Source organism: Bradyrhizobium sp. BR 10289, from assembly GCF_019455385.1.
GTDB lineage: Bacteria > Pseudomonadota > Alphaproteobacteria > Rhizobiales > Xanthobacteraceae > Bradyrhizobium.
In genome coordinates this window covers 95,850-109,852 of record NZ_JACOFR010000021.1, presented here as the reverse complement: position 1 = coordinate 109,852, position 14,003 = coordinate 95,850, and the positions used below count along the sequence as shown (strand labels likewise).

Genomic DNA, 14,003 nt, shown 5'->3' with positions numbered 1-14,003 from the left:
GGAGGCCGCGCCGGAGGCGCGGGTGGGGCTTTCTCCTCATTGGGAGGCTCTCTGCGGAGAAATCCTCTCCCCAGCCCTCTCCCGCAAGTGGGAGAGGGCGCAGCTCACCCGAAGCGAACACAAACAAAAAGGGCGGCCTTTCGGCCGCCCTTCGTATTTCTGATGTGACGGAAAGCGATTACTCGCCGGCCGCTTCCCGCGGGGCCTTCTCGCCCTCGGCGGCCTTGTCCTTGGCCTCGAGGTCTTCACCGGTGGTCTGGTCGACCACCTTCATCGAGAGGCGGGTCTTGCCGCGGTCGTCGAAGCCCAGCAGCTTGACCTTGACCTTGTCGCCTTCCTTGACGACGTCGGTGGTCTTCTGCACGCGCGCCGAGGCAAGCTGGCTGATGTGGACGAGGCCGTCCTTGGAGCCGAAGAAGTTCACGAAGGCGCCGAACTCCATCACCTTGACGACGGTGCCGTCATAGATCTGGCCGACTTCCGGCTCGGACGCGATCGACTTGATCCACTTGATCGCCGCCTTCATCGCCTCGCCGTCGCTGGAGGCGACCTTCACGGTACCGTCGTCCTCGATGTTGACCTTGGCGCCGGTCTTCTCGACGATCTCGCGGATCACCTTGCCGCCGGTGCCGATCACTTCGCGGATCTTGTCGGTCGGGATCTTGAAGGTCTCGATGCGCGGCGCGTATTCGCCGAGCTCGGCGCGGGCCGCGGTCAGCGCCTTGGACATCTCACCCAGGATATGGATGCGACCTTCCTTGGCCTGGCCGAGCGCCACCTTCATGATCTCCTCGGTGATGCCCTCGATCTTGATGTCCATCTGGAGCGAGGTGATGCCCTGCTCGGTGCCGGCGACCTTGAAGTCCATGTCGCCGAGATGGTCCTCGTCGCCGAGGATGTCGGACAGGACCGCAAAGCGCGAACCTTCCAGGATCAGGCCCATCGCGATGCCCGCGGTCGGCCGCTTCAGCGGCACGCCGGCGTCCATCAGCGCGAGCGAGGCGCCGCAGACCGAAGCCATCGACGAGGAGCCGTTGGACTCGGTGATCTCCGACACCACGCGCGTGGTGTAGGGGAATTCGTGATGCGGCGGCAGCACCGGATGGATCGCGCGCCAGGCGAGCTTGCCGTGGCCGATCTCGCGGCGCTTGGTGCCGCCGAGGCGGCCGGTCTCACCGACCGAGTAGGGAGGGAAGTTGTAGTGCAGCAGGAACGTCTCTTTGTACGTTCCCGACAGCGCGTCGATGTACTGCTCGTCCTCGCCGGTGCCGAGCGTGGTCACGACCATCGCCTGGGTCTCGCCGCGGGTGAACAGCGCCGAGCCGTGGGCGCGCGGCAGCACGCCGACTTCGGCGACGATGTTGCGCACGGTCTTGGCGTCGCGGCCGTCGATGCGCTTGCCGGTGTCGAGGATGTTCCAGCGAACGATCTTGGCCTCGAGCTCCTTGAACACGCCAGCGACGCGCAGCTTGTCGTATTTCGGCTCCTGGCCCTCCGGGAAGTAGTGGGCCATCACCTTTTCCTTGACCTTGCCGACCGCGGCGTAGCGATCCTGCTTGACCGGAATGGCGTAGGCGGCGCGCAGCTCCTGCTCGACCAGGCCGAGCATCTCCTTCTCGAGCGCGGCGTTGTCGATCACGGTGACTTCGCGCGGCTCCTTGGCGGCCTTCTCGGCAAGCTCGATGATCGCGTTGATCACCGGCTGGAAGTGGCGGTGACCGAACATCACGGCCCCGAGCATGATGTCCTCGTTCAGCTCCTTGGCTTCCGATTCCACCATCAGTACGGCATCGGCGGTGCCGGCGACGACCAGGTCGAGCTGGGTGTCGACCATCTCGTCGAGCGTCGGGTTGAGGATGAACTCGTCATTGGCGAAGCCGACGCGGGCCGCGCCGATCGGGCCCTTGAAGGGCGCGCCTGACAGTGTCAGCGCGGCGGAGGCCGCAACCAGCGCGACGATATCGGGATCGTTCTCCATGTCGTGCGAGAGCACGGTGACGATCACCTGGGTCTCGTTGCGCCAGCCGTCGACGAACAGCGGACGGATCGGACGGTCGATCAGGCGGGAGACCAGCGTCTCCTTCTCGGTCGGACGGCCCTCGCGCTTGAAATAGCCGCCGGGAATGCGGCCGGCCGCGTAGGCCTTCTCCTGGTAGTCGACCGTCAGCGGCAGGAAGTCGACGCCTTCGCGCGGCGCCTTCGCCGCGACGACGGTGGCGAGCACCACGGTCTCGCCATAGGTGGCGACGACGGCGCCGTCGGCCTGGCGGGCGATCTTGCCGGTTTCGAGCTTGAGAGGGCGTCCGCCCCAGTCGATCTCGACTGAATGCTTATTGAACATAGAGGTCTTCTTTCATGGGTTCTCGAAAGAGGGGACGCTTCGAAAAACAAAAACCATGCGCAAGATTGCGGGACGCTGATCGGAGCGAATGATCAGCGTCCTGCGATCCTGCCATGGTTTTCGGATTTCGGATGGCGTCCATCCTTTCGGGTCATACGGGCGCCTTGCCCGTTGTGCCCAGCCGCCGGATTGCTGCTGGACTGTCAGTCGGCACGAACGCGAACACCGAACCTGCGGTCTTCGCCCTTCATGCCTCGGATGCGCGTCGTTCAAGCATGATCCGGAAAAGTGCGAAGCGGTTTTCCGATAAGATCATGCTCAAACAACAATCCAAAGTGCGATTCTTATCGCGCTTTGGCGCGTACCCGACGCGCACGCAGCCTCGATCAAAAACCTTTAAACAAACGCTTTCGTTCGAAACCACGCGCGAAAACGCGCGCCGGTGGCGCGCGCAGGAACTCTTAACGACGAATGTTGTGCTTCTCGAGCAGCGCCTTGTAGCGCGCCTCGTCCCGCTTCTTCAGGTAGTCGAGGAGCGAGCGGCGGGTCGAAACCAGCTTCAAGAGGCCACGACGCGAATGGTTGTCCTTCACGTGGGTCTTGAAATGGTTGGTCAGGTTGTTGATGCGTTCCGACAGGATCGCGACCTGAACCTCCGGCGAGCCGGTGTCGCCGGCTTTGGTTGCATTCGTCTTGATGACTTCCGCTTTGCGTTCTGCGGCAATCGACATCGTCAATTTCTCTCGTTGCGACCGGTTGAGGCAGTCAAGCCGGTCAGGTTGAACACACGCTTGGGGATGACTTCGCCATTGCCGACTTCGGCAAGCGCCAAAAGGCGGCCTGCCACCGTGACATAGACTGTGCCGCTACTTGTGGGCGCATCCCGTCCGCGCAACAAAACGGCTTGGCCCCGGTGGAGCCTTGCCGCATCAGCCCGAGTGACGGCCAGTGCCGGGATGTCGTCCAGCGCGGTCTCAACGGGCATCAGCGCGTCCGCGAGGCTACCCTCGCCGGACGGGGCTCTATCGCACAAAGCCTCCAACTGATCCAGCGGAATCATGTCGTTTTCGCCAAACGGGCCGACCAGGGTCCGCCTCAGCGCGCAGATATGGCCATAAGTGCCGAGAATCCGGCCCATATCGCGGGCCAGTGCCCGCACATAGGTACCCTTGCCGCACTCGGCTTCGAACACGGCGCGGTCGTTATCTGGTTGATCTACAAGCGTTAAATGGTGAATCTCGACCGGGCGGGGGGCCAGTTCCACGACTTCGCCGTCGCGGGCGAGGTCATAGGCGCGCTCACCCTGGACCTTGATCGCCGAATAGCGCGGCGGAACCTGCTCGATCACGCCGGTGAAGCGGGGCAGCAGGGCCAGGATGGCCTCCCGGGTTGGGCGCTGGTCAGAGGTCGCGGTGACCTGGCCCTCGATGTCGTCGGTGTCGCGCTCCTCGCCCCAGCACACGGTGAAGCGGTAGCGCTTGCGGCCGTCCATGACGAAGGGGACCGTCTTGGTGGCCTCGCCGAGCGCGATCGGCAGGCCGCCCGAGGCGAGCGGATCGAGCGTGCCGGCATGGCCGGCGCGCTTGGCGTTGAACAGGCGCTTGAGCACGGCGACGGCCTGGGTCGAAGTCATGCCGATCGGCTTGTCGAGCACGACCCAGCCGTGGACGTCGCGGCGGTCGCGGCGCACCTGGTTCCCCTTCTGCTGCTTGGCGCGCGGGTCGTTGTTGACGCGGCGCGGCTCCTGATGCGGCTGAGAATTGCCGCCGAGCTCCGCGAAATTATTCGTCTGCACGTCGCGCTGATCGGCTTCGTTACCGCCGATCGTGCCGTGTGCGGGGTCCATCGTCATTGTTCTTCTTCCCGATCCGAATCCGGATCCTGTTCCGAATTCTTGTCCAAGTCCTTCTGCACCGCAGGTGTTCGCAAAAGCTTCTCGATCCGTTCCGCTTCGTCGAATCGTTCGTCGACGCGGAAGCGAATGTCAGGTGCAAATTTCAGGTTAACGCGATGCGCGACCTCGCCGCGCAGGAATTTCTTGTTGCGCTCGAGCGCTGCGATGACGATCTCGGTGTCGCGTCCACCGAGCGGCATCACGTAAACTGTTGCGAGTTTCAAATCGGGCGACATCCGCACCTCCGGCACGGTGATGATGTGACCTTCGAGGTCAGCATCATGCACATTCCCTTGCGCCAGAATCTCGGCCATCGCGTGGCGAACCTGCTCGCCGACGCGCAACTGGCGCTGCGAGCCGCCGGTCGCGGAACTCTTCTTCTGATGGTGCCGTGGCATCGTCGGAAATCACCTCGTCGTGCCCGCGTTTGGGACACGAGCATTGTCATTTGTCCTGTTGAAACGAATGCGGCGCGATGGCCGGACCAAGTCCGGCCATCGCAACTCCCGCAATTTCAGCTCAAAAAGATCCGGGCGCTTCGGTAAGATTTGGACTTACAGGGAGCGCTGGATCGTCTCCACGCGATAACACTCGATGACATCGCCTGCGCGCATGTCGTGGTAGTTCTCGAAGGCCATGCCGCATTCCTGACCGGACTGGACTTCCTTCACTTCGTCCTTGAAGCGCTTCAGCGTCGACAGCTTGCCTTCGTGCACGACGACGTTGTCGCGGATCAGGCGCACATTGGCGCCGCGTTCCACGGTGCCGTCGGTGACGCGGCAGCCGGCGACCTTGCCGACCTTGGAGATGTTGAAGATCTCCAGGATCTCGGCATTGCCCAGCATGGTTTCGCGCAAGGTCGGCGCGAGCAGGCCGCTCATCGCCTTCTTCACGTCGTCCACGAGGTCGTAGATGATGTTGTAGTAGCGGATCTCGATGCCGTTGCGCTTGGCGGCCGCGGCAGCTTCCTTGTTCGCACGAACCGAGAAGCCGATGATCGCGGCGTTGAAACCTTCCGCGAGCGTCACGTCGGATTCCGAGATACCGCCGACACCGGCATGGAGGATGCGGGCCGCGACTTCGTCGGTGCCAAGCTTCTCCAGCGAACCGAGGATCGCTTCCAGCGAGCCCTGCACGTCGGCCTTGACGATCAGCGGGAATTCCTTGCGGCCCGCCGTCTTCAACTGCGACATCATCTGCTCGAGCGAGCCGCGCATGCCGGAGATCGAGGCCGCCGCGTTCTCGCGCTTCTGGTGCGCACGGTAGCTGGTGACCTGGCGGGCGCGGGCTTCGTTCTCGACGACGGCGAGACGATCGCCGGCTTCCGGCGGACCGTTGAAGCCGAGCACCTCGACCGGAACCGAGGGACCGGCTTCCTGCACCGTCTCGCCCTGATCGGAGATCAGCGCGCGGACGCGGCCCATTTCGGCGCCGGCGACGATGATGTCGCCGACACGCAGCGTGCCGCGCTGGACCAGGACGGTCGCGACCGGACCACGGCCGCGATCGAGCTTGGCTTCGATCACGGTGCCTTCGGCCGGGCGCTCCGAATTGGTCTTCAGCTCGAGGATGTCGGCCTGGAGCGCGATCATCTCGAGCAGCTTGTCGAGATTGGTCTTGTTCTTGGCGGACACTTCGACGTCGACGACGTCGCCGCCGAACGATTCCACCTGCACCTCGTGCTGGAGCAGCTCGGTGCGCACGCGTTCGGGCTTGGCGTCGGGCTTGTCGATCTTGTTGATGGCAACGATGATCGGCACCCGCGCCGCCTTGGCGTGGTTGATGGCCTCGATCGTCTGCGGCATCACGCCGTCATCGGCCGCGACCACCAGCACGACGATGTCGGTGACCTTGGCGCCGCGGGCGCGCATCGCGGTGAACGCGGCGTGGCCGGGTGTGTCGATGAAGGTGATCTTCTTGCCGCTTTCGGGCGAGAGCACCTGATAGGCGCCGATATGCTGGGTGATGCCGCCGGCTTCGCCGGAGACCACGTTGGCATGGCGGAGCGCGTCGAGCAGCGAGGTCTTGCCGTGGTCGACGTGACCCATCACGGTCACGACGGGCGAACGCGTCTCGGTGTCGGTGGAATCGTCGACCTGGTCGAACAGGCCTTCTTCCACGTCCGAGGCGGCAACGCGCTTGACGGTGTGGCCGAGCTCTTCGGCGATCAGCTGCGCGGTGTCGGCGTCGATCACGTCGGTGATCTTGTGCATCGCGCCCTGCTTCATCAGCATGCGGATGACGTCGACCGCGCGCTCGGACATGCGGTTGGCGAGTTCCTGGATCGTGATCGCTTCCGGGATCGTCACCTCGCGGACGAGCTTTTCCTTCGGCTCGTTCGAGGCATGACCCTTCAGGCGCTGTGTGCGGCGACGGAACGAGGCGATCGAACGCTCGCGCACTTCGTCGGCATTGAGCGCCGTGACGACGGTCAGGCGGCCGCGCTCTTTCTGCGGGCCGGGCTTGTGGGTGGTCTTGGGGGCCGCCGCAGGACGTGCAGCGCCGCCGGGACCGCGACGGATCTGGCGCGGACCATCGTCCTCGTCGGGGCCGGCTGCGACCGCGGGAGCGCGGCCCAGCGGGCCACCGCCGGCGGGGCGGGCCGTGGTCGTGCCGGGACGCGCGGTCGTGCTGGTTCCCGGGCGTGCCGTGGTCGTCGCGGGGCCGCCGGGGCGCGCTGCGGGTGCGCCGGGACGCGGCGCCGGGGCGGCCGGGGCCGCAGCGGCAGCTGCGGGACGCGGGGCAGACGGCTGCTCGCCTTCGCCAAACCGCTTCTTGGCTTCGGTCTCGGCCTTGCGCTTGGCTTCGTCCTCGTGACGGTGACGCTCTTCCTCGGCCTTGCGGCGGGATTCGGCAGCTTCGCGCTCGGCGCGCTCGGCGGCTTCGCGAACGGCGCGGCGCTGGGCCTCTTCCTCGGCGATGCGGCGCTCTTCGATTTCGCGCATCTTGGCGTCGGCCAGCGCGCTGGCGCGGGCGGAACGTTCGTCCTCGGTCAGCGTGCGCAACACGACGCCGGAGCCGGCGTTGCGCGGCGGCGGTGCCGGGCGTGACGGGGCGGGTGCAGGCGCAGCTGCCGCCGGCTTGGCAACCGTGGGCGTCTGCGGCTCAGGGCTGCCGTCGATACGGCGCTTGCCGCGCTTCTCGACCACGACCTGCTTGCTGCGGCCGTGGCTGAAGCTCTGGCGCACAGTGCCCGTTTCGACGCGCGGCTTGAGCGATAGCGTCTTGCTCGGAACGCTCAGCTTCTTGTCGTCAGGGGTCTTGGTATCAACCATTCAGCAGTCCTAATCCTGATTTATCAGTGTTGTGCGTTGCCGCACCGTCCTATCGGGTCGTCGTTGTCTCTCAGAAATCCTGGCCGGGCTCTTCGGCAGTCTTGTCAGCGTCCGCCATCCGGTATCGGACCAGCATCTGGCTACGTGACAGGAATGACTTGCTCGCCGGGCCCGCGAGCAGGGCAGCATGTATCACATTTGACCGGGTCAGTGCCAAATCCAATTCTAACGATTTCAGCGCGGTGACGACCGGAATCTGCGGCTTGGCGCCGCGATTTCCGGCATTTTGACGCGCCAGCATGTCCAATTTGCGGATTCCGTCCGCGGCCCCGTCGCCGGCGTGGATCAGGACCTCGACCGTGCCTTCCCGAAGGGCGCTCTCGACCTTGCCGAAACCGGCCACGATCTGACCGGCCTTGGCAGCGATCCCAAGGGCTTCCGTCACGCTCCTGACCAGGAGCGCCTCGATGTCGGCGGGAAGCGTCTGAGGGGTGCGCAGCTCGCGCTTGAAGGCCTTACTAAATTGGTGACGCCGCACGGCTTCCGCAACCACCTCACGCGAGGCGGTGACCCACATGCCGCGGCCGGGCAGCTTGCGCTTGAGATCGGGAACTATCTGCCCGTCGGGCGAAACGACGAAGCGGATCAGCTCGTCGATCGGCCGGACCTCGCGGCTGACCGCACACATGCGCATGGTCGCGGACCTTTCGGCCCGCGGTCCATGATCAAGTTCGCTGTCAGCGCTGGCAAGCATCCGGGCGACATCTCCTTCGCCCTTAAGCCGGCTGATCTTCGGTCGCCTCGGCCTCCTCGGCCGGCTTGGCGAGATCGGCTTCGGTGATCCAGCCGGCCTTGACGCGGGCCTGCATGATCATGGCTTCAGCATCGTCACGGGAAATGTCGATACCGTCGAGCGCACCCGGATATTTGGTCTGCTCGCCGCCTTCCTTGCGCTCGGTCCAGCCGACCAGGTCGTCGGTGGCGCAGCCGGCGAGGTCGTCGACCGTCTTGATGTCGTTCTCTCCGAACTTCACCAGCATCTTGGAGGTGACGCCGGGCACGTCCTTGAGGGCGTCCTCGACGCCGAGCTCCTTGCGGCGGGCTTCGATCTCGGCTTCCTGCTGCTCGAGATATTCGCGGGCGCGGCTCTGCAGCTCCTGCGCGGTCTCCTCGTCGAAACCCTCAATGCCGGCGAGCTCCTTGAGGTCCACCATGGCGAGTTCCTCGACCGAGGTGAAGCCTTCGGACGCCAGCAGCTGACCGACCACCTCGTCGACGTTGAGCGATTCCATAAAGACGCGGGTGGAGTTCTCGAAGTCGGCCTGGCGGCGCTCCGATTCCTCCTGCTCGGTCAGGATGTCGATGTCCCAGCCGGTGAGCTGCGAGGCCAGACGCACGTTCTGGCCGCGGCGGCCGATCGCCAGCGAGAGCTGGTTGTTGGTGTCGGGCACCACGACCTCGATACGCTCGCGGTCTTCGTCGATGACGACCTTGGAGACTTCCGCCGGCGCCAGCGCGTTGACCACGAACGTTGCGATGTCGGGCGACCAGGGAATGATGTCGATCTTCTCGCCCTGGAGTTCGTTCACCACGGCCTGCACGCGCGAGCCGCGCATACCGACGCAGGCGCCGACCGGATCGACCGAGGAATCGCGGGAAATCACGCCGATTTTCGCGCGCGAACCCGGATCGCGGGCCACCGCCTTGATCTCGACGATGCCGTCATAGATTTCCGGCACTTCCTGCGCGAACAGTTTTGCCATGAACTGCGGATGGGTGCGGGACAGGAAGATCTGCGGACCTCTCGTCTCGCGGCGGACATCGAAGATGTAGGCGCGGACGCGGTCACCGTTGCGGAACACTTCGCGCGGCAGCATCTCGTCGCGGCGGATGATGGCTTCGCCGCGGCCGAGGTCGACGATCACGCTGCCATATTCGACGCGCTTGACGACGCCGTTGACGATGTCGCCGATGCGGTCCTTGAATTCCTGATATTGCCGGTCGCGCTCGGCCTCGCGCACCTTCTGCACGATGACCTGCTTGGCCGATTGCGCGGCGATGCGGCCGTATTCCAGCGGCGGCAGGGTGTCGGCGATGGTGTCGCCGACTTGCGCGCCCGGATTGGCGCGCTGCGCGTCGACCAGCGAGATCTGGTTGGAGTGGTTCTCGACCTTGTCGACGACCAGCATGTGGCGCGACAGCCTGAGCTCGCCCTTCTTCGGGTCGATCTCGGCGTGAACGTCAGTCTCGCTGCCGTAACGGGCTCGGGCAGCCTTGGCGATGGCGTCTTCCATCGCCGCGATGACGATGCCGCGGTCGATCGATTTCTCACGCGCAACGGCGTCGGCGATCTGGAGCAATTCAAGTCGATTGGCGCTGACTGCCATGGCTAGTCTCCTTGGTCAGGATCGATTTCGCCGCGCCGCGCGCGTTCGGCGGCAAGGCGATGTTTCTTGGTATTGGTCGGGGCCGGCTTCTTCTTCGGCCTGGTATTCTTGGTGGTCTTCGCGCTGATCTCGGCGTGCGGCGCTTGTGGCGGCGCGAGGCCGAGATCGCGGCGCATCTGGCGCTCCTCGGCCTTGCCGCGGCGCATCGATTCGGCGATCAGCTCGTCGGTCAGCACCAGGCGGGCTTCGCCGATATCCTCCATGGTCAGGAGGACGTCGGCATCGTCGCCAGCCTTGGCGTCGTCGCGATGCAGATGGACGCGGTCGCCCTCGACGGCACCGAGCGTGCCGCGGAACCGCTTGCGGCCCTCATGGGCGACCGCCATCTCGATCTTCACCAGATGGCCGGAATAGCGCTCGAAATCGGAACGGCGCACCAGCGGACGGTCGATCCCCGGCGAGGAGATTTCCAGCCGGTAGGCGCGATCGATGGGGTCGGCGACATCGAGCACCGGCGACAGCGCCCGCGAGATCGCCTCGCAATCCTCGAGCTGCATCGATCCGTCCGGCCGCTCGGCCATGATCTGAACGGTGCAGCCGGCCTCGCCCGAGATGCGGATTCGCACCAGGCGGTAGCCCATGCCCTCGAGCACCGGCGCTGCGACCGCAGACACCCGCGCCGCGACGCCGGGCTCGACCACGAGCCTCGGCTCGGCCAGCAACTCGGCATCGGTGGAACCAGCGTTCGGTTCGGTCATATCAGGGGTCAAGGCGCTCGATGGTTTCGATGGTTAACGCTTGCTTAAACGTCAGAGCCCGCTCCGGAACTTACCCGACGGCGTCGGGCCGCATCTTCCGCCGAGCCGCATTCAGGTAATAAAAAAGAGCGGGTCCTTTCGGGCCCACTCTCACTACGCGGATCGTATGAGAAGATGAATTGGCGCTGATATAGCCCTTTCCGCCCGCCTGGACAAGGCCCATCGCGGGCCGAACGGGGCTTTTTGCGCCGGTTCGCGGCCCCCGCGCGCAACGCTTCCTTCACCTCCGAGGCCTAGATTCGCTGATTGTGGGGCGGCTTGGACCAAGGGCGCACCCGCGGCGTGCCCTGTACGAGTTAGCGTTTTCATGACCGTTGCCACGTCGCTCATCCCTGGACTGGACGAGATCGTCAAACGCGGCGATCCCCGGCGTCGTGGCGAAATCGCGCGCGCCATCTCCGATCTGTTCTTCCAGGATCCCGCCAAGCTTCGTCCCGAGCTGATCGATCTCTTCGACGATCTCCTGATCGATCTTGTCCCGCATGCCGAGCTGACCTCGCGGGTCGATCTCGCCGAACGCTTCTCGCGCCTCGACAACGCGCCGCCGCATCTGGTGAACCAGCTCGCGCGCGAAAACGAGATCATGGTGGCAGGCCCCGTGCTGCGCCGCTCGCCCGTGCTCGATGATGCTGCGCTCGTCGAGATCGCGCGGCTGAAAGGCCAGGGCCATCTGCTGGCGATGACGGAGCGCCCCGCTTTGTCTTCCGTCATCACCGACGTGCTGGTCGAGCGCGGCGATCGCGACGTGGTGCGGCGCGCCGCCGGCAATGCGGGCGCGGTGTTCTCGCCCGGCAGCTATTCCGAGCTGATCAAGCGCGCGGCGCGGGACGGCGTGCTGACGCTGAAGATCGGCCAGCGCGATGATCTCTCGGGCGAGCACCTGAAAGAGCTTCTCAACGGCACGCTCGACGTCATCCGTCGCCGCCTCTCCACCGTGGTCAATCCCGCGCGCCAGGTCGAGATCAAGCGGGCGATGGCCGCGATCGAGGAGGCTGCACTGCCGCCGGGGCCGCGGCGCGATTTCTCCGCGGCGCAGCGCACCGTGCTGACCTTGCACCGCGAGGGCCATCTCGGCGAAAGCGCGCTGCTCGGCTTTGCCAAGGCGCACAAATACGAGGAAGCGGTCGCCTCGCTCTCGGCGATGGCCGGCATCCGCCTCTCGATCCTCGATCGTCTGATCTCGGGCGACCGCTACGATCCGATTCTGATTCTTGGGCGGATGCTGAACCTGGGCTGGCCCACGGTGCGCGCGCTGATCCTGATGTGGCACGGCCCGCATCGCACGCCGGCGGATGCCGATCTCGAGCAGGCCCGTGCAAACTTCACGCGCCTGATGCCGTCGACGGCCGACCGCGTCGTGAAATTCTGGCGCAACCGGCAGACGATCTAAACGCGCCTGAACCGCAGATAAGTCGTCTTGCGTCCCTCGCGGGTGGCCTTCCGGCCATAGCGCGTCATGGTGTAGCCGTCCCATGGCTGCCGGAAATCGTCGGCGCGCTCGGCAAGCCATTTGAAATCGACAGAGCGCGCAAGGTGCGACAGCGTCCAGGCGCAGTAATCGTCGATGTCGCAGACGAAGCGGAATTCGCCGCCTCCTTTGAGCACGCGCGCCATCGCGGCGATCGTCCTGTCCTGGACGAAGCGCCGTTTCCAGTGCCGCCGCTTCGGCCATGGATCGGGATGGATCAGATCGATTCGCGACAGCGATGCCGGCGGCAGCCATGCCAGCAACTCGGCGGCATCGCCCGCGAACAGGCGGATGTTGGCGATGTTGGCGGCCTCGATCTGCGCGAGGATCTTGGCCATGCCGTTGACATAGGGCTCGCAGCCGATGAACCCGGTCGTGGGAAAGTTCTGCGCTTCCGCCGCAAGATGCTCGCCGCCGCCGAAACCGATCTCGAGCCGCACGTCCTCGGCGGCGGGATCGAATATCTCGCGGGCGTCAGCCGGCTTCTCGCTCTCGATGTCGAGTGCAAGATGCGGCAGCAGATTGTCGATCAGGTCGGCCTGGTGCTGCCTGAGCTTGTGGCCCTTGCGGCGCCCGAAGAAGGCACGCTCGCTGTCGTCGCGATCGGGATCCGACTTGCGCTCGCTCATCGCAGCGTCTGATACAGGCGATAGAGCAGCCGCGCGCGCGGCGCGAGCGACGAGACATAGAGCTGCTCATAATGGGTGTGCGCGCCCTTGCCGTCGACGCCGAGCCCGTCCAGCGTGCCGGTGTGGGGCGCGGTGAAATTGCCGTCGGAGCCGCCGCCGGTATGGGTGTCGATTAGCTCGAAGCCGATCTCGCCGGCGAGAGTCTTGGCGTGCTCGTAGAGCGAGGCGCCGGCATTGCCCTTCTCGTAAGGCGGACGGTTGAGCCCGCCGGTGACCTTGACGGTGACGCCCTCGGTCTTCGATGTCAGCCCGAGAATCTTGCCGACGAACTCGTTCGCATCGTTGAAGCTCGGCACGCGCAGATCGATTTCGGCATAGGCTTCTTCCGGCGTCACGTTGGGACGCGTACCGCCGCGCACCACGCCGACATTGACGGTGACGCCGCGCTCAAGGTCGTTCATCGCTTCCAGCGCCGTGATGATGTTGGCGAGCTCGCGGATGGCGCTGCGGCCGTCCTCGGGTCGCGAGCCCGCATGTGCCGGCACGCCCTTGATGAAGACCTCGAACCGTCCGACACCCTTGCGTCCGGTGACGATCTTGCCGCCGTCGCGCGCCGGCTCCGTCACCAGAACGTATTTGGCCCTGCGTCCTTCCTTCTCAATCAGCGCACGCGAGGTCGGGCTGCCGATCTCCTCGTCGGAGGTGAACATGTGGGTGATGCCGAGCGGCGGACGATTGCCGTCGGCGCAGAGCGCGGCAAACGCGTGGTGGGCGATATAGGCGCCGCCCTTCATGTCGTAGATGCCGGGACCGAATGCGCTGTCGCCTTCGACCTTGAACGGCAGGCGCTCGATGAAGCCGAGGGGATGAACGGTATCGAGGTGGCTCAGCACCAGGATGCCCGGCTGGTCCTGGCCCCAGTCCGAACGGACCAGCAGATGATCGCCGCGGCCGTCGACGCCGGCGACGCGTTCGAGCGTGACGGGTAGATCGCGATGCTGGTCGGCGACCAGCGACATCAGCTTGTTGACCTGTTCAGGCGCTTCCGTCGGCGTCTCGATCTCCACCCAGCGCCGGATGCCGTCGAGAATAGTTTGGGTATCGAACCAGTTGTAGCTCGCCATGGGCGCATCTATGCCTTCAAGTCGCATCATCTGAAAGGGCGCGCATCGAGACGCGGCCGCAAGTGAC

Annotated in this window: 11 protein-coding genes; 1 reads left to right on the top strand and 10 read right to left on the bottom strand. The window is 65.2% G+C overall.

Annotation, left to right across the window (positions count from 1 at the left end):
• Positions 1 to 178: 178 nt before the first annotated feature.
• The 8 genes from pnp to rimP all read right to left on the bottom strand — a co-directional run bounded on the left by pnp (position 179) and on the right by rimP (position 10,655).
• Entirely contained in the window at positions 179 to 2,341 is a 2,163-nt protein-coding gene (pnp, locus tag HYH08_RS28355) for a polyribonucleotide nucleotidyltransferase (protein ID WP_220013123.1), read from the bottom strand.
• 461 nt (positions 2,342 to 2,802) lie between these two features.
• A complete protein-coding gene (gene rpsO, locus HYH08_RS28350; RefSeq protein ID WP_018644188.1) occupies positions 2,803 to 3,072 on the bottom strand; it encodes a 30S ribosomal protein S15 in 270 nt (89 codons plus the stop codon).
• A gap of 2 nt (positions 3,073 to 3,074) precedes the next feature.
• Positions 3,075 to 4,193: a tRNA pseudouridine(55) synthase TruB gene (gene truB / locus HYH08_RS28345; RefSeq protein WP_220013122.1), complete on the bottom strand. Its 1,119-nt coding sequence runs from the start codon at positions 4,191 to 4,193 to the stop codon at positions 3,075 to 3,077.
• The gene (rbfA, locus tag HYH08_RS28340) at positions 4,190 to 4,633 is read right to left on the bottom strand and encodes a 30S ribosome-binding factor RbfA (RefSeq protein ID WP_220013121.1); all 444 of its coding nucleotides are present in this window, start codon (positions 4,631 to 4,633) and stop codon (positions 4,190 to 4,192) included. The genes truB and rbfA overlap by 4 nt, the downstream gene beginning before the upstream one ends.
• A 156-nt stretch (positions 4,634 to 4,789) precedes the next feature.
• Positions 4,790 to 7,510, bottom strand: a complete 2,721-nt coding sequence (gene infB / locus HYH08_RS28335; RefSeq protein ID WP_220013120.1) for a translation initiation factor IF-2 — start codon at positions 7,508 to 7,510, stop codon at positions 4,790 to 4,792.
• Positions 7,511 to 7,580: 70 nt separating this feature from the next.
• The gene (locus HYH08_RS28330) at positions 7,581 to 8,264 is read right to left on the bottom strand and encodes an RNA-binding protein (protein ID WP_220013119.1); all 684 of its coding nucleotides are present in this window, start codon (positions 8,262 to 8,264) and stop codon (positions 7,581 to 7,583) included.
• 22 nt (positions 8,265 to 8,286) lie between these two features.
• The gene (nusA, locus tag HYH08_RS28325; RefSeq protein ID WP_220013118.1) at positions 8,287 to 9,897 is read right to left on the bottom strand and encodes a transcription termination factor NusA; all 1,611 of its coding nucleotides are present in this window, start codon (positions 9,895 to 9,897) and stop codon (positions 8,287 to 8,289) included.
• A 2-nt stretch (positions 9,898 to 9,899) separates the two neighbouring features.
• Positions 9,900 to 10,655, bottom strand: coding sequence for a ribosome maturation factor RimP (rimP, locus tag HYH08_RS28320; protein WP_220013117.1), 756 nt, complete (start codon positions 10,653 to 10,655; stop codon positions 9,900 to 9,902).
• A gap of 367 nt (positions 10,656 to 11,022) precedes the next feature.
• On the opposite strand from rimP, the gene HYH08_RS28315 reads away from it, so the two are divergent.
• Positions 11,023 to 12,105: a DUF2336 domain-containing protein gene (locus HYH08_RS28315; RefSeq protein ID WP_220013116.1), complete on the top strand. Its 1,083-nt coding sequence runs from the start codon at positions 11,023 to 11,025 to the stop codon at positions 12,103 to 12,105.
• Here the strand turns inward: HYH08_RS28315 and trmB are convergent.
• Positions 12,102 to 12,812 carry a tRNA (guanosine(46)-N7)-methyltransferase TrmB gene (trmB, locus tag HYH08_RS28310; RefSeq protein WP_220013115.1) on the bottom strand — a complete coding sequence of 237 codons (711 nt, stop codon included), beginning with the start codon at positions 12,810 to 12,812 and terminating at the stop codon, positions 12,102 to 12,104. The two genes, HYH08_RS28315 and trmB, sit on opposite strands and share 4 nt — an antisense overlap.
• Positions 12,809 to 13,966, bottom strand: a complete 1,158-nt coding sequence (locus HYH08_RS28305) for a M20 family metallopeptidase (RefSeq protein WP_220013114.1) — start codon at positions 13,964 to 13,966, stop codon at positions 12,809 to 12,811. The genes trmB and HYH08_RS28305 overlap by 4 nt, the downstream gene beginning before the upstream one ends.
• Positions 13,967 to 14,003: the final 37 nt, after the last annotated feature.